The sequence below is a fragment of the Aliiroseovarius sp. genome (assembly GCF_965228805.1).
Taxonomy (GTDB): domain Bacteria; phylum Pseudomonadota; class Alphaproteobacteria; order Rhodobacterales; family Rhodobacteraceae; genus JASBTN01.
On record NZ_CBDDIE010000003.1, the window covers coordinates 830001 to 845121 of the forward strand.

16 protein-coding genes and 1 pseudogene are annotated in these 15121 nt (G+C 61.3%); 4 read left to right on the top strand and 13 right to left on the bottom strand.

Annotated elements, in window-relative coordinates; all coding sequences use genetic code 11:
* Nucleotides 1–285: 285 nt before the first annotated feature.
* The 7 genes from msrQ to clpB all read right to left on the bottom strand — a co-directional run bounded on the left by msrQ (nt 286) and on the right by clpB (nt 8301).
* Nucleotides 286–900 carry a protein-methionine-sulfoxide reductase heme-binding subunit MsrQ gene (gene msrQ / locus ACO07D_RS05245; protein ID WP_421701901.1) on the bottom strand — a complete coding sequence of 205 codons (615 nt, stop codon included), beginning with the start codon at nt 898–900 and terminating at the stop codon, nt 286–288.
* Nucleotides 897–1103, bottom strand: coding sequence for a GDCCVxC domain-containing (seleno)protein (locus ACO07D_RS05250; RefSeq protein WP_421701902.1), 207 nt, complete (start codon nt 1101–1103; stop codon nt 897–899). Before ACO07D_RS05250 ends, msrQ begins: the two co-directional genes overlap by 4 nt.
* Before the next feature lie 2 nt (nt 1104–1105).
* Nucleotides 1106–2020 carry a protein-methionine-sulfoxide reductase catalytic subunit MsrP gene (msrP, locus tag ACO07D_RS05255; protein ID WP_421701903.1) on the bottom strand — a complete coding sequence of 305 codons (915 nt, stop codon included), beginning with the start codon at nt 2018–2020 and terminating at the stop codon, nt 1106–1108.
* A gap of 105 nt (nt 2021–2125) precedes the next feature.
* Nucleotides 2126–3619 (bottom strand): FMN-binding glutamate synthase family protein, encoded by a 1494-nt coding sequence (locus ACO07D_RS05260; RefSeq protein WP_421704990.1) that lies wholly within the window; start codon nt 3617–3619, stop codon nt 2126–2128.
* A 129-nt stretch (nt 3620–3748) separates the two neighbouring features.
* A complete protein-coding gene (locus tag ACO07D_RS05265; protein ID WP_421701904.1) occupies nt 3749–4204 on the bottom strand; it encodes a DUF962 domain-containing protein in 456 nt (151 codons plus the stop codon).
* Nucleotides 4205–4278: 74 nt separating this feature from the next.
* Nucleotides 4279–5628 carry a dGTP triphosphohydrolase gene (gene dgt / locus ACO07D_RS05270; protein WP_421701905.1) on the bottom strand — a complete coding sequence of 450 codons (1350 nt, stop codon included), beginning with the start codon at nt 5626–5628 and terminating at the stop codon, nt 4279–4281.
* A gap of 57 nt (nt 5629–5685) precedes the next feature.
* The gene (clpB, locus tag ACO07D_RS05275; RefSeq protein ID WP_421701906.1) at nt 5686–8301 is read right to left on the bottom strand and encodes an ATP-dependent chaperone ClpB; all 2616 of its coding nucleotides are present in this window, start codon (nt 8299–8301) and stop codon (nt 5686–5688) included.
* Between the two features lie 180 nt (nt 8302–8481).
* Here clpB and ACO07D_RS05280 point away from each other — a divergent pair, with 180 nt between their 5' ends.
* The 4 genes from ACO07D_RS05280 to ACO07D_RS05295 all read left to right on the top strand — a co-directional run bounded on the left by ACO07D_RS05280 (nt 8482) and on the right by ACO07D_RS05295 (nt 11029).
* The gene (locus ACO07D_RS05280; RefSeq protein WP_421701907.1) at nt 8482–8748 is read left to right on the top strand and encodes a hypothetical protein; all 267 of its coding nucleotides are present in this window, start codon (nt 8482–8484) and stop codon (nt 8746–8748) included.
* Nucleotides 8749–8809: 61 nt separating this feature from the next.
* Entirely contained in the window at nt 8810–9526 is a 717-nt protein-coding gene (gene pyrF / locus ACO07D_RS05285; protein WP_421701908.1) for an orotidine-5'-phosphate decarboxylase, read from the top strand.
* Between the two features lie 15 nt (nt 9527–9541).
* Nucleotides 9542–9823, top strand: coding sequence for a hypothetical protein (locus tag ACO07D_RS05290; RefSeq protein ID WP_421701909.1), 282 nt, complete (start codon nt 9542–9544; stop codon nt 9821–9823).
* A 111-nt stretch (nt 9824–9934) separates the two neighbouring features.
* Complete coding sequence (locus ACO07D_RS05295; protein WP_421701910.1) at nt 9935–11029, top strand: IS110 family transposase; 1095 nt, start codon at nt 9935–9937, stop codon at nt 11027–11029.
* A 436-nt stretch (nt 11030–11465) separates the two neighbouring features.
* Here the strand turns inward: ACO07D_RS05295 and ACO07D_RS05300 are convergent, their stop codons facing one another.
* The 6 genes and pseudogenes from ACO07D_RS05300 to ACO07D_RS05325 all read right to left on the bottom strand — a co-directional run bounded on the left by ACO07D_RS05300 (nt 11466) and on the right by ACO07D_RS05325 (nt 15100).
* Nucleotides 11466–12035 carry a contact-dependent growth inhibition system immunity protein gene (locus ACO07D_RS05300; RefSeq protein ID WP_421701911.1) on the bottom strand — a complete coding sequence of 190 codons (570 nt, stop codon included), beginning with the start codon at nt 12033–12035 and terminating at the stop codon, nt 11466–11468.
* Nucleotides 12032–12379: a hypothetical protein gene (locus ACO07D_RS05305; protein ID WP_421701912.1), complete on the bottom strand. Its 348-nt coding sequence runs from the start codon at nt 12377–12379 to the stop codon at nt 12032–12034. Before ACO07D_RS05305 ends, ACO07D_RS05300 begins: the two co-directional genes overlap by 4 nt.
* 683 nt (nt 12380–13062) lie before the next feature.
* Nucleotides 13063–13317 (bottom strand): annotated as a pseudogene (locus ACO07D_RS05310) (phage minor head protein); the annotation flags it as partial.
* Between the two features lie 30 nt (nt 13318–13347).
* Nucleotides 13348–13530 carry a hypothetical protein gene (locus tag ACO07D_RS05315; RefSeq protein WP_421701913.1) on the bottom strand — a complete coding sequence of 61 codons (183 nt, stop codon included), beginning with the start codon at nt 13528–13530 and terminating at the stop codon, nt 13348–13350.
* 407 nt (nt 13531–13937) lie between these two features.
* Nucleotides 13938–14207: an NfeD family protein gene (locus ACO07D_RS05320; RefSeq protein ID WP_421701914.1), complete on the bottom strand. Its 270-nt coding sequence runs from the start codon at nt 14205–14207 to the stop codon at nt 13938–13940.
* Nucleotides 14204–15100 (bottom strand): SPFH domain-containing protein, encoded by an 897-nt coding sequence (locus ACO07D_RS05325; RefSeq protein ID WP_421701915.1) that lies wholly within the window; start codon nt 15098–15100, stop codon nt 14204–14206. The genes ACO07D_RS05320 and ACO07D_RS05325 overlap by 4 nt, the downstream gene beginning before the upstream one ends.
* Nucleotides 15101–15121: the final 21 nt, after the last annotated feature.

Below are 15121 nucleotides of genomic sequence, written 5' to 3' on the forward strand. Positions count from 1 at the left end.
GCCTGAACCCGATTTTTTCCGCTTTTACAGAGGCTTGCGTCATGAAGCTTTCAAAAACATATGCTCGGACGCAAGAATATTCCGCGCCATTTTCCGGTCGATCGCGTTTTCCCGGAGTTATCCACAGACTCGCAGGGCAGATTCCCGGTTTTTTGACTCGATTCACCTCCGACTCCCTGATGAATCGCCGCGATTCACACCGAGTCACCGGGGAGTCGGGCCACGATTCCCCCGTCGGAATCAAAAAAGCCCTCCATAGGGAGGGCTTTTCCGGAATCTTGCAAGTCAGGCGCGGGACGGGCGGGATCTTTGCGCCGATTTCGCCACCCGCCAGACCAGAAGCGCCAGGATGATGCCCAGATAGGTCAGGGGCTCCGGCTGCCAGGTCTTTTCGAGCATCACGTAATGTACCCCGCCCAGGATTGCCGCCGGGTAGACGAGTTTATGCAAGGTGCGCCAGCGCGGGCCCAGTTTGCGGACCGACAAGTTGTTCGAAGTAACCGCCAGCGGAAGCATCAGCAGGAACGAAACCATACCGACCGTAATATAGGGACGCTTGAGAATGTCCGCCCAGATCTGGCTGAGGATCTGCACGTCCAGCACCAGCCAGACCAGAAGGTGCGCGGAGACATAATAGAAGGTCAGCACACCGATGGCGCGGCGGAACTTGATCAGGTTCAGCCCGATCGTGCCGCGCAGGGGAGTAACGGCCAGACCGAGGATCACAGCCTGCAGGGCCAGTTCGCCCAGCTCATGTTCCAGCGCCTTGATCGGCTCAACACCCAAGCCCCCGGTCAGCCCCAGATAAAGGAACCAGAAGGGCGGTAGGCTGCCCACCAGGTAGACCAGCCAGACCGGCACGCGGCGCAGGGCCGTATTCACTGTGTCGATCACCTTCATGAACAGCAGTCCTTTCCGTCCTGAATTGGCGGGCACGGCACGGTTCCATAGGAACAGAAGACGCAGCAGTCCCCGGGTTCGGGGCGCAGCACCACGCCGCAACCCCGACATTGATAGAAGAAGACACAGGCGTCGGTCGGCATCTCTTCCCGGTCGGCATGTCCGCAGTGCGGACAGGTCAGGGTCGAAAGCCGCTCCGCCATGGTCAGAAGTTCGCGGCGAGGTCCATGCCAGTATAGAGGCTGGCGACCTCATCTTCATAGCCGTTGAACATCAGCGTGTCCTGGCGCTTGGCAAACAGCCCGCCGCCGATCTTGCGTTCGGTGGCCTGGGACCAGCGCGGATGATCGACCGTGGGGTTCACATTCGAATAGAAGCCGTATTCGCGCGGCTGCAGAATGTTCCAGGTGGTCGGAGGCTGGGTGTCGGTCAGGGTCACGCGTACGATCGACTTGATTGACTTGAACCCGTATTTCCACGGCACCACCAGACGCAGCGGCGCGCCGTTCTGTTTGGGCAGGTCTTCTCCATAAAGCCCGGTCGCCATCAGGGTCAGCGGATGCATCGCCTCGTCCAAACGCAGGCCTTCGACATAGGGCCAGTCGATGAAGCGGCTGTTTTGCCCGACCATCTCTTCGGGACGCACCAGGGTTTCAAAGGCAACGTATTTGGCGCCCGATTGCACGCCCGCCATGTTCAGCAGCTGGTTCAGTTCAAACCCATTCCAAGGCACGACCATCGACCAGGCTTCGACACAGCGGAAACGATAGATGCGCTCCTCGATGTTCATCTTGGCCAGGATATCGCCCAGGTCATAGGAGCCGGGACGGTCGACCATGCCGTCGATCTGGACCGACCAGGGATCGACGGTCAGGCGATGGGCATTGGCGGCAGGATCGCCCTTGCCGGTGCCGAACTCATAGAAGTTGTTGTACGACGAGATCTCCTCGAAGGTATTGGGCGTCTCATCGGTGGAGTAGCGACCCGCCGCCAGAGCAGGCACGGCAGGCAGTGCGGCACCCGCAGCCAGGCCCGCGGCACCGGCAAACAGCTGGCGCCGGTTCAGCCAGGCGGCTTTCGGTGTGATGTCGGAATACTTGAGGTCGCTCTTGAAACTCATCGTTTGCCCTTTCGTTCGTCTGATCCTGACCTAAGACGCCCGGGCCGCAAAGCCAAAGCACATGATTTCACGAACCTGCCAGAGGTTTGTAACATTCCGAAGGGTTCAGCCCTCCGGGCGTGGCGAATAGGAGGGGAACAGCTCGTTCATCGGCACCGACCGCCCATCGCCCTGCACCAGTCGTACGTGACAGCGACGCATCTGGCGCGGATCGGCCACGCCCACCGAATGGGCGATGGTCTCGACCTCCTTCACGATACCCTTGGCATAGTGGGCGACCTTGTCCGCCTTGACCTCGGGCACCAGGCCCTTTTGCAGATGCGGGTCGTGAGTGGTGATGCCCGTGGGGCAGGTATTCTTGTTGCACTTGAGCGCCTGGATACAGCCGAGTGAGAACATGAAGCCCCGCGCCGAGGTGACGAAATCCGCCCCCGCCGCCATGGCCCAGGCGATGTCACCGGGATTGACCAGCTTGCCGGAGGCAACCAGGCGGATGCGCTCGTGCAGGCCCCTTTGGTCGCGCAGGTCACATATGAGTGGCAGCGACTCGCGGATCGGCATTCCCACCAGGTCGATCAGCGGCATCGGCGCCGCGCCGGTGCCACCTTCGCCGCCGTCGATGGTGATGAAATCCGGCGCGCAATCCGGTCCGCGTTCAACGATCAGGTCGAAGAGCTCGGCGAAGGGTTCCAGCGCCCCCACGACCGTCTTGAACCCAACCGGTTTGCCGGTCACCTCGCGGATGTGGCAAATCATGTCCAGAAGGTCGCTCCAACCGTCGATCTCAGGGTGGCGGTTGGGCGAGATCGAGGGCTCGCCTTCCTTGATCCCCCGGATCTCGGCGATCTCGGCCGAGACCTTGGCGGCAGGCAGGATGCCGCCCTTGCCGGGCTTGGCGCCCTGGGCCAACTTCAGCTCGAACATACGCACCTGATCGTGGGCGGCCACTTCGCGCAGCTTGTCGTCGGAGAGATTGCCATCTTCGTCCCGCACCCCGTATTTCGCGGTGCCGATCTGGAACACGATGTCGGCACCCCCTTCGAGGTGATACGGCGACACGCCCCCTTCCCCGGTGTTCATCCAGATCCCTGCGTTGGCCGCGCCCTGTGACAGGGCCTTGACCGCCGGGCGGGACAGAGCCCCATAGGACATGCCCGAAATGTTGAAGATCGACTTGGCCTCGAACGGCACCCGGGCACCCGGACCGATCACCAGCGGTTCACAGGCGGCATATTGATTGTCCAGCGGCGGAAAGGCGGCATTGACGAAGATTGGCGTGCCCACCACGCCCAGGTTTCGGGTCGAGCCGAAGGCAATCGTATTGCCATGCCCAGACGCGGCCCGTTCGATCCAATGCCGTTGCGCCCGGTTGAAGGGCAGCTCCTCTCGGTCCATGGCAAAGAAATACTGACGAAAGAACTCGCCCAAGGTGGAAAAGATATGCCGGAACCGGCCAATGACCGGATAGTTGCGCCGAACCGCGTCGGCGGTCTGCACCCGGTCGATCACATAAACCACCGCAGCCAGCGCGATTATCACGCCAATGGTAAACACCAGGACCTGCGCCAGCAGTTCCACAAGCCAAACCGTTGATTCCATCATGGCGCGGGGCCTCCTCAGCTGTGACGGGTATATCCGCCGAAATCCTGACGCGGATCACCGAGGATTGCCAGCCACCGCGGCCCCACGCAGCGTATCGTTTTCGTGAGAATTCCTACCGTGCGGCCCTCAGACAGGAATGCCGAGGCGGCGGTAAAGAAAGCTGAGCAGCCAGGCCGGACCAATCAACAGGAACTGAACGTCCTTGAAGAAAGAGGGCTTCTTGCCCTCCACCTTGTGGCCCCAGAACTGACCGATCCAGGCCAGAACGAAGACCACGGCCGAGACCTTCCAAACCGAGCCACCCACGGCTTCCACCGCCGAGATGATCCACCAGCCCAGCGCCAGGTAGATCAGCATGCCCACCGCCAGGGTCCGAGACAGGGCAATATAATAAAGCAGCGCCAGACCCGATACGACGCCCAGCCAACCAGGTCCGCCCAGCTCGCCGGGCGCGGGCAAGGCATAAAGAAAGCCCATCACGCACCAGACAATGATCGGCACACAGACCCAATGCACCGCCTTGTTGGTCGGGTTCTGGTGGCTTTCGCCATATTCTTCCAGCAAAGCGTCGATGCGTTTCATCCTGTCCTCCCCATTTGGGAAGGCAGCTTACGCAAAGGCGCGGCCAGGCCCAAAGCGTGACCGCGCGTCAAGGATCAGGTGCCCGACAGCATCTGCGAGACCTCGACCGCATAACGATCCGTCATGCCCGAGACATAGTCGGTCATCGCATGCAGGGCCGAGTAGCTGTCGGTAATGTCCCGCAGGTCCAAGCCCACGGCACGGACCAGCTGGCGCTCATATTCCGGGAGCTTGGCCTCGTCCCAACCCTGTTCCTTCAATGCGTCGAAAACCGGGCGAATACCGTTGAGTACCTGACGCACCACATTGCGCCCGTAGACTTCCAGCTTGGTCTTGCGCGGCGCCGTAAAGAGCTGAGCGTTCGCCATCGCCTTGATCGCGGCAAACTCGCGGGCTTTGTCCGAGCATTCGATCAGAGAACTGGAGAAATCACCGCTAAGGATCTCGTCGTGATGCTTCTTGAACGCCTCGACACAGGCCTGCACGGCTCCGCCGATGGCCCGCGCCCGCAGATACGAGATCTTCTCAATGTTGGAATAGGCGCTCTGATCCCGGTTGGTATCAAAGGCGATGGGGTTCAGCAGGTCAGCAACCTGCTGAAAGGCCAAGTCGCCCGCCGTGAACCCGTCTTCCAGGTCGACGATATTGTAGCAAATGTCATCCGCCGCCTCGACCAGGTAGACCAGCGGGTGGCGGCGCCACCACAGCAGCCCATCCGGGCCAAGCTCTTCTGTCAAACCCATCTCAAAGGCCGAGGACTGGAATATCTCCCGTTCACTTTCGAAGAAACCGAACTTCTTAGCGCCCACGTAAAGAGGCTCTTTCCCCTTCTTGAGCGCCTCAGACGTACAGGCCGCCATCGGGTATTTCATGAAGGCGCCCAGCACCGCATGGGACAGGCACATGCCGCCCTGATTGCGGTACATCTCAAGCCGGGTCAGGATGCGAAAGCCCTGCGCATTGCCTTCGAAGGCGCAGAACTCGGGCCATTTGTCTTCCCCAACCCCTTTGAACACACCCTGCGCCGTTTCAAGGTTCTCTGCGCACCACGATCCGATCGAGTTCTCGCCAGAATGCCCAAAAGGCGGGTTGCCGATGTCATGTGCCAGGCAGGCCGCATGCACGACCCCCGCAAGCTTGTGTTCCTCACCGGGGGCGATGTGCCCCTGATCGACCAGCCAGGCACCGACCTGTGTGCCCAGGGTACGCCCGACGCTGGCCACTTCCTGCGAATGGATCATCCGATGGCGCAGGTGGTCATTGTCATGCAGCGGATGCACCTGCGTCTTGTTGGCAAGCCTGCGAAATGGCGCTGAAAAGGTGATGCGATCCGCGTCCTGCACATAGCTGGGTCGCGCCGGGTCTTCTGCCTTGCCCTTGTCGTCCCAACGCTCGGTGTTGAGCAGCCTGCCCCATTCCATCATGTCTTTTTGTCCTGTCCCATAAAGAAAGGGCCCCTCTGCCAAGGGGCCCTGTTGGTGTCAATGAACCACCGCGTCCTCCGGCGGTTGCCGGTTCGAACTTGCCACCCTGTCACCGATGATCAGCCCATCAGCGCCAGCACTGACGGCCACGGTGTCCCCATCTGCCACGTCGCCGGCCAGCAGCATCTCGGCCAGGCTGTCTTGCAGCGCACGCTGGATCACCCGCTTCAAGGGCCGAGCGCCGAACACCGGGTCATAGCCCTCGTCGGCCAGCCAGGTGCGCGCGGCCTCGTCCAGCTCCAGCCCGATCTGGCGTTTTGCCAGACGCCGCGCCAGCCGCGCGATCTGGATGTCGACGATCCCGTCCATGTCGCCGCGCGACAGGCGGTCGAAGATGATCGTCTCGTCCAAACGGTTCAGGAACTCGGGGCGGAAATGCGCCCGCACCGCGTCCATCACGTCGCGCTTTGCGTCCGCGGCATCGGCCCCGTCCGGCAGCTGGCTCAGCGCCTGGGCGCCGAGGTTCGAGGTCAGGATGATCAGCGTCTGCTTGAAATCCACCGTGCGGCCCTGACCATCGGTCAGCACCCCGTCGTCCAGCACCTGCAACAGCACGTTGAACACATCCGGATGCGCCTTTTCGACCTCGTCGAACAGCACGACCTGATAAGGACGCCGACGCACCGCTTCGGTCAGCACGCCACCCTCGTCGTACCCGACATAACCCGGAGGCGCGCCGATCAGACGGGCAACCGCGTGTTTCTCCATGAACTCCGACATGTCGATACGCACCATGGCGCTGTCGTCGTCAAAGAGGAAATCCGCGACGGCCTTGGTCAGCTCGGTCTTGCCGACCCCGGTTGGGCCGAGGAACAGGAACGAGCCCAGCGGACGGTTTTCATCGTTCAGCCCCGCCCGCGCACGGCGGACGGCGTTGGCGACGGCGGTCACCGCCGCGCCCTGCCCGATCACGCGACGGTGCAGCTCGTCTTCCATGCGCAATAGCTTCTCGCGCTCGCCTTCCAACATCTTCGAGGTCGGAATGCCGGTCCAGCGTTCGACCACATGGGCGATCTGTTCCGGGCGCACGGCCTCTTCGACCATGGCTTCGGCCTCGGCGTTTTCGGCGTCCGCGAGCTTTTTCTCCAGCTCCGGAATGATGCCATAGGACAGCTCGCCCGCGCGGGCCAGATTGCCGTCGCGCTTGGCGATGTCCAGCTCGGCCCGGGCGCGGTCCAGATGCCCTTTCATCTCGCGCGCGCCTTCCAGCTTGTCACGTTCGGCCTGCCATTTCGCGGTCAGGGAGGCCGATTTCTCGGACAGGTCGCTGAGTTCACCTTCCAGCTTCTCCAACCGATCCTTCGACGCCTTGTCATCCTCCAGCTTCAGCGCCTCGACCTCGATCTGCATCTGCAGGATCTGCCGGTCCAGCGCGTCCAGCTCCTCGGGTTTCGAATCCACCTCCATGCGCAGGCGCGAGGCGGCCTCGTCCACCAGGTCGATGGCCTTGTCCGGCAGGAACCGGTCGGTGATGTAGCGGTGGCTGAGCGTCGAGGCGGCGACCAAGGCCGAATCCGAGATCCGCACCCCGTGGTGCAGCTCGTATTTCTCCTTGATCCCACGCAGGATCGAGATCGTGTCTTCGACCGTGGGTTCTTCGACCATAACCGGCTGGAAGCGACGGGCAAGCGCCGCGTCCTTCTCGACGTATTTGCGGTACTCATCCAGCGTGGTGGCGCCGACGCAGTGAAGCTCCCCGCGCGCGAGCGCCGGTTTGATCAGGTTGGCGGCATCCATCGCGCCATCGGATTTGCCCGCGCCGACCAACGTGTGCATCTCGTCAATGAACAGGATGATTTCGCCCGCGGCTTCAGTGACCTCGGACAACACACCCTTCAGGCGTTCCTCGAACTCGCCACGGTATTTCGCACCAGCGATCAGCGCGCCCATGTCCAGCGCCATCAGTTTCTTGTTGCGCAGGCTTTCAGGCACGTCGCCATTGATGATGCGCAGGGCAAGGCCCTCCGCAATCGCGGTCTTACCCACGCCAGGTTCGCCAATCAGCACCGGGTTGTTCTTGGTCCGGCGGGACAGGACCTGCATGGCCCTGCGGATTTCCTCGTCGCGGCCAATAATCGGGTCGATCTTGCCCTGTTCGGCGGCCTCGGTCAGGTCGCGCGCGTATTTCGCCAGCGCTTCATAGGTGTCCTCAGCCGACGCCGAATCCGCGGTCCGCCCCTTGCGCACCTCGTTGATCGCGGCATTCAGCTTGCGCGCATCCACCGCGCCCGCGTCCAACGCATCTCGCGCCTTCGACCGCACCACCGCCAGCGCGGTCAGCAGCCGTTCGACCGGCACAAAGGAATCGCCCGCCTTCTGCGCAAGCTTCTGCGCCTCGTCCACAACCAGGCTGGTCGCATTGTCCATGTAGAGCTGGCTGGCATCGCCCGACACTTTCGGCGTCTTGGCAATCGTCGCATCCACGGCCTCAAGCACGCGCGACGGCTCGCCACCCGCCTTGCGGATCAGGTTCGCCGCCATGCCTTCGGGATCATCCATCAGGGCCTTGAGCAGATGCTCGGGCGCAAGGCGCTGGTGGCTCTCGCGCATCGCGATCGTCTGGGCGGCCTGAATGAAGCCGCGCGACCGCTCGGTGAACTTGTCCAAGTTCATGTCTCTCTCCTTTTACAAGCGCCCTTATCCGGAATGCCCGCTTGGCGGCACATCCTCTTCTGGGCCTCAGGGAAAATGTGGGGGCGAAATGAGCGGCTTGCAAGGGGGCGGATGGAAGGAAACCCTTTACCATTTCATGGCAAAACGGGAATGAGGGCTGGGGCAAAGAAGGATGCCCAAATGCAGGTGAAGAATATTGATGTGACCGGGGTCGCCTTTGACGGCACCCACCATGTTGGTGAGGTCGTGATGACGCTGGAAGGCGTGCGCACGAAGGTCGAGATGAAGCTGGCCTGCCGGTCGGAACGCGGCGCAGACTGCCCGTCGACCCTGGTGCTCTATGACCTGATGACCGACGCGTTGGAACAGGCCAAACGCACGCCAGGCGTGCGTGTCGAGGATGGGTTCGAGGTTGATATCACCACCGCCAAGGTGCGAATGGCTTGACCTTTCCGGGGGGATTGCCCCACATGCGCGCAACCTGCCCGTATGTTAAGGAGTTTCCCCCATGACCCTCCCCGCCACTCTGCCAGCGGATGACCGCCTGATCGTTGCCCTCGATGTGCCCAACGCGCTGGAGGGGTTGCAGCTGGCCGAAAAACTCGGCGACAGCGCGAGCTTCTACAAGATCGGCCTAGGCATGCTGACCGGCGGCGGGCTGGCACTGGCCAATGAGCTGAAGGGTGAGCTGGGCAAGAAGATCTTCCTGGACATGAAGCTTTTCGACATCGGCAACACGGTCGAAGCCGCCGTGCGCGGGCTGTCGCAGTTCGACCTGGATTTCCTGACCGTGCATGGCGACCCCCACGTGGTGCGCGCGGCTGCCGAGGGTAAGGGCGGCAGCGACATGAAGATCCTGGCCGTGACCATCCTGACCTCACTGGACCGCTCCGACCTGGACGCCGGGCTGATCAAGCCGGGTGAGGTGCAGGACCTGGTGCTGGAACGCGCCGCCCGCGCGATGGAGGCGGGTGCGGACGGTGTCATCGCCTCCCCGCAAGAAGCCGCCCTGATCCGCGCCCTGCCCGAAGCCGCCGGCAAGCTGATTGTCACCCCCGGGGTGCGCCCCGCCGGCGCCGACCTGGGTGACCAGAAACGCGTGGCCACCCCGGCCCAGGCCATTCGCGACGGGGCTGACCACATCGTGGTGGGCCGCCCGATCAACAAGGCCGCCGACCCGCGCACAGCCGCCCAGGCGATCCTGGCGGAGCTGGCCGGGGTCTGACGCCTCTACGCCACCATGACCGATCAGACCTTCATCCCAAGGCAAATCGACCTGGCGCAGCGCGGCGTCGGGTCGGACTGGATGGATGTGGAACAAACCACCCAATTCGCCGAAGCCGCTTTCGCCCTCGGGTTTGGCGTGCAGTTCATGGAGGCCCACGGGACCGGCGCCTCGCGTGGGAAACACAAGCTTAGCCACCAGATGCTCGGCACCGATGACGACGGCAAGAACTGGGACGACCACAAGGATCCCGAACGCGCCTTGACCCTCGTGCGGCGCAAGGCGGGCTTACGTTGAAATACAAGCTGTGGATCTCAAAGCCAGCATAGACATAAAAAATACCATGCTGGACGGTGGCGCGGCTAACTGCTGCGATGGAGGAACCTTCCCAATCAAGGAGTTTCCAGCATGGTCAAGAACGCAACGCGGATTTCACGTTTCGTCGCCGCCGTCGAAGGTCGGCCCATCTATGTCGGGCTGGACGTTCACAAAAAGACCTATTCGGTGGCGCTGTTTGATCCTGAAGACGGGATCGTTGAGACCTATACCTGCCCGTCGGGCGAAGCGGCCCTGACGGAGCAATTGGCCGGGCTTGGATGCCAGATTGCGCATATCGTCTATGAGTCCGGGCCAACTGGCTTCGCCCTGTCGCGTGCTTTGAAACGGGCAGGGTTCGCGGTATCCGTGATTGCCGCTTCCCGCATCCCACGCGGGTCTGCAGCGGCGCCCAAGACGGATCGGATCGATGCGGTGAAGTTGGCGACCTACTTCGCGCGGGGATTGCTTCGCCCAATCGCCGTCCCAACCACCGAACAAGAGGGCTATCGCGCCCTCGTTCGGAGGCGGAAACGGATTGCAGAGAGCCGTGGAAAGATCAAACAGAAGATCAAAGGGTTCCTTCTGGCCTCTGGCATTGAAGAACCAGCCAGCCTGCAAAAGTGGCCACTGGCGGCATCAAAGGACTTGTCAACGCTGTCGCTCCCAGCGGAACACCGTATGGCGTTGGCTTCGATGGTGCGGGAATACTTGTTCCTGCTTTCTGAGGACAAACTACTGCGCGCTGAGATCAGGACCGCAACGATGCGGATGCACCCGGATCGGTTCAAACGCCTGACGTCTATCACAGGGGTAGGCGAGACCGCGGCGTCATTTTTCCTGGCTGAACTGTTTTCACCTGAGCGGTTCAACCGGCAAGAAGAAGTCACGTCATACCTCGGTCTCGCTCCTGTGGTGAGCCAAAGCGGCAACAGCAAGGCGCGGGCGAAGCTGCGCCCGGTCGGACAGAAACGTTTGCGCGGCGTCCTTGTTGAAGCTGCGTGGCAATGGACCTGGCGCGATCCGGAAGCCAAGGCCATCTACAATCACCATTTCGCGAAGCATGGGATCGGGCAGAAGGCCATTGTCGCCGTTGCCCGCAAGCTTGCGATCAAACTCTGGCGCATGACGGTGGAAACGCCGCCCTCGCCAGCCGAGGGTGCAGCGCGCGGGGGGTGGTCGGGATAACCGACAACAAAAAAGGGCGGCACCCTCATCAACCGGCGCGTACCGAAAGAGGTACTTGGTGATCCTCCATCCAAACAGGCACGAATAAGAAAAGGCTTACGCAGGCCGGTTAAGAGCATCGTGCTGGCGTCAAACCCGCAGCGCACAACGCAAGCGGGGCGGGATATCTATGCAAACGATCAATGACCGAAGTGCGGACTTTGCCGCCTTTTGCTGACGCCGCTATTGCTCACGCAGAAAACCTTCGCACCTGCGGCACCGGGAATTTGGCAGCGCGGCGATCTTCGCCAGAGCGGTCGTTGAAATTCGGTCTGAGGCTCGAAATTTAAACCCCGCTTTCGCTGCGGGCTGCTTCGACCATCGAGGAGCGGACTTTAGTGAGCTTTCGCCGCAGCTGCGCCAAGGTCTGCTTTGGCTGGCGTCTCGCCTTCAGAACCTACGCTGAACGGCTGATGTCCAGTGCGTCCAGAATGGCCTTGCCGAACGCTTCGTCCGACACGTCTTCCGGCAAGACCGTATCTTCATGGCCGCGAATGCCCTCCCAACTGGAACGCCCGCGATAGCGCCATGGCTTGAGCCTGATCTTTGCGTCCTGCAAGGTCAGCGTCACGCTCCCTGCGCCGTTGTACAGCGCTTTCAGGGTCTTGACACCTGCGCGGGCCTTTTCGGCTTCGTTCAGCGCCTTGATTTCCTCCGGTGTCGGCCACCGCATGATGGCATCCCATTCCGGGTCATCGGGCGTTATGAAACGGCTCGCCATGAGCGCCGCACGCGCTTCACGCCCAATGTCTTCTGCATTCATGTTTGGCCCGTGGTATTCATGGTACCCCTTGGGATCGGGGCACCCCCGTCGATAGACCGCGAATGAGATAATCTTCGTGAACGCGCGATGCGCGTTTATGATTGCGTCCTTGGACGCCTTGGGGGGCTTGGCGCGTTTTTTCCGCTCAGCCGCTTCCGCACGCCGTTTCGCGATCCATTCTTCTGTGGTCAGGACTTTTCTCATCGGATTCGGCTCACTTCTACGTCGATCCCCAAACTCTCTGCGTAATCTATCGCCCGTTGAATTTGGGTAAACTGTTCAGGTGTCGTGTCATTCGGAATGGCGAGTTCTAGGCGTTTCAAGTCGATTTCGCCCGGGTCCAATGGGAAGGAATTGATATTGGACCCATCAAAGCCGTCGATCTGGTCAATGTATCGCTTCAATGCACCATAGATACGGCTAGGCCGGTCCACATATCCCGGCGCACGTGTGTCCAGCGTCTTTGCGCTGGTCGCAATACCTGCATCGCGGTCCCAGAAATCGAAGGTCTTGAAGTTGTCAGGTGTACGTTCTCCCAGACCTCCCAATCGCTCAAGGTGATCTTCCCATGGTCCGCCCTGCTCCTTGATCGGCCCGCCCCAGCGGATGCCGGGGTTGTCGATTGTGTCCCAGTCGGGATCGGATGGCAGACGACGGGCGTTTTCGGCCTCGCCAAAAGCTCGTCGCGCAATCGGTCTGGGTCATTCGTATCACCACGCCGCCCTCGTCGGCGCAACAGCTTCGCGGCCAGCCCCGCAGGGGCCACGTTCAAAGCGATCAACGTATTCAGATAGGCCCGTTCTCGCGCGGCGTCCTCCACCTGAGCCAGGGTTGCCCGGCATTGGGCAAACTCTCCCATGACCAAGCCGGGGCGGGTCTCAACAGCGTAGGCATATTCCGCGAACGCTTTCGCCGTTTCCGGGAAATCGCGCCAAAATGCCTTGATTTCCTCGATACGGTCTTCAACCGCTTGGCGCATTTCGTCCAGTTCGGCCTGTTCTTCCTCCGAAAGCGTTCCAAACCGTTCGCGCGCCGACAGAACGCCCAATCGGGTGACCCATGCGAGGTTCTCAGGGATTTCACTCAGCGTTTGCCAAATGTCCGCCAGGGTGTCCTTGATGGCTTCCCAAACACCCGCATCCACACCGCGACCATGCGCAACCTGAGCCGCCACGAAATCAGGCTCACATTTCGGTTCATCAAGTAGGTATGGCTCGGCAAAACACCGGCAGTTATAGGCTTGTCCGGGATGACCGGTTTCCGGCGGATTGTCCCAATCAAAGACCTTATCGTCATGCTCGGCATGTACATGGCGCACTTTGTCGTCGTCACGGCATCGCCAGATGTACTGATCAATCCCAAGGGCGCGCTGCCTGCGTTCATTAATCAGCCCGGAGAATGACGTGATCAGGTTTTCTTCCATCGCACGACGGACGGAGCTGAAGCGGCTTGGCCGCTCGCCATGATCGGCCCAAATCGTTTCCAACCGCTCCGACCACGCCTGAATCGCGGCTGCCTAGTCGCCTGAAACATCCGCCAAGTCGGCAGCGGAAAGAGGGGCATCAAACCCGTCGCGTGTGAACCGCAGCAGGAGATCAGCATTGATCTGATCGGCGAAGTCCAGATTGGTGGCAAATTGCTGCTGCAAGGCCGCGAGACCGGGAATATCTGCCTTGCGCGAAAGCGGGCGCGCGACCATGCCACGCGTGCCTCTCGACAACACGAAACCACCGCTCCCGCCAGACCTTAGAAATTGAGTAAACTTTGTTTCCATGAACCACGCCGCATCCGAATGAACGAGGGGCAACTTCGAGGAAATCTGTTAACAGGATGAAATCAGACCGTACGTTGCCTATGAGTTCTCGTCGGTCGGAACGGACATTCATTCACTGTGCAGCATCCGGTAAAAAGGGTTTTCCTGCCATTTGAGAGCAGATTGAGCAACCGCAGCATTGGCTGTACACTTGACAGTTGTCCACATAAGAAAGACCCCAGCCCGTTACCGATCTGGGGTCTTTTCACATTACATCCCGGCTCCGCGCCTCCCCCTCGGGACGGGGAGGGCGGGTGGGCGTCCCGAGGGGGAGGCGCCCATCAATATACCACTCAGTTCTCGTTGATATCCGTGTCCCAGGTCTTCACCTGGCCCTTGCGCACACCGAAAGCGCGTCGCATGACAATCCAGGCAACCAGAGACACGACACCAAAGACAACCAGCAGCCACGGCAAGGACAGGCCGAGCCCCAATGCGATCAGCCCGCCGACCAGGGCCGCGCCAATGGCGAAGCCCAGGAAGATGAAGCCGGGGGCAAAGATTTCGAGGATCGCCAGGGTCAGGCCGACCGCGACCCAGACCCACCAGATGTCCCAGATCATTTCGGCAGTCCTTTCAGCAGCTTGAACGCGTCACCAAAGGCATCCAGCGCATTTGCAGGTACGATAACGGTGGACTTGCCTTCGCCCGCACCCACGGCGGTCAGCGCTTCGACCTGTTTCAAGGCAACCTGATATTGCGCGGCCTCGATACCGTTTTCCTTGATTGCCTTGGCCACGACCTCGGTCGCATAGGCCTCGGCATCGGCGGTGATGCGGCGTGCTTCGGCTTCCTTCTGGGCGGCGTAAAGCTCGGCATCGGCCGCCAGTTCGACCGCACGGCGCTGACCCTCGGCCTCGGTCACCTGGGCGCGGCGGGCGCGTTCGGCGTTCAGCTGCTGCAGCATCGCCTCGCGGGTGGCGGCGTCCAGATTCACGTCCAGGATCTCGGCCCGGGTGACCTCGATGCCCCAGTCATCGACGGCATCGGCCACCTGCATCTTGATGCGTTCGATCAGCTGCTGGCGGTTCGATTGCACCTCATCCAGGTCCATCTCGCCAATGCCCGCACGCACGATCCCCGCCACGGTGGTGGCAATCGCCGCGTCCACGTCGCGGATACGATAGACGGTCTTTTCAGGCTCCAGAATACGGTAGAAGACCGAGGTTTCGACCTGCACCAGCACGTTGTCCTTGGTGATTGCGTCCTGGCTGGCTGTGGGCAGCTGACGTTCCAGAATCGACACGCGGTGACGCACGCGGTCCAGGAAGGGCACGATGAAGTTGATGCCCGGGCCCAGCACCGATTGCAGTCGACCAAAGCGTTCAACCACGAACTTCTGGCTCTGCGGCACGATGCGCACGGCCAGGAAAACACAGATGATGATGAAAAGGCCCAGCAGCAGCGGCACGATGCTTGCACTGCCCAACAGCCCGATAATGTCCTCTTCCCGCATGGTAACTCCCGTTCTTATGTG